This window comes from Pseudomonas sp. I2, from assembly GCF_040984075.1.
GTDB classification, from domain to species: Bacteria; Pseudomonadota; Gammaproteobacteria; order Pseudomonadales; family Pseudomonadaceae; genus Aquipseudomonas; species Aquipseudomonas guariconensis_B.
Genome location: NZ_JBCGFQ010000246.1, coordinates 1 through 371, shown reverse-complemented (window position 1 = coordinate 371; position 371 = coordinate 1). Strand labels below are relative to the sequence as shown.

Genomic DNA, 371 nt, shown 5'->3' with positions numbered 1-371 from the left:
ACCTGGCCTTGGCCTCGGCGAAGTGGCGGGCCAGTTGCTCGCTGGCCAGTTCGACGGGGTACAGCCCGGTGGGGGTATGCCAGGTATAGGGCGGGCTGATCCGATGCTCGCCGTTCTCGTCGGTGTATTCCTCGCGCGGTGCCTCGGCCCAGCGGGCGTGGGTGAAGGTGGCGAAGTAGATCTTGTGATCGCTGAAGAAGAAGTTGCGCTGCAGCTCGAAGCCCAGCCCCTGGTGGGTGCGCATGCCCATGTGGTCGAGCACTGGCGGCGCCAGGTCGTCCAGTTGCAACTGGTCATCGACGCACACCAGTTCAAGCTTTTCGGTGGCGGCGAAGGCATGGAACTCGGCGAGCCAGGCATCGCCTAGCGTG

Annotated in this window: 1 pseudogene; it reads right to left on the bottom strand. The window is 65.0% G+C overall.

Annotated features, from left to right (window positions below):
• A pseudogene (locus tag WCE05_RS26465) lies at positions 1-371 on the bottom strand (hypothetical protein); the annotation flags it as partial.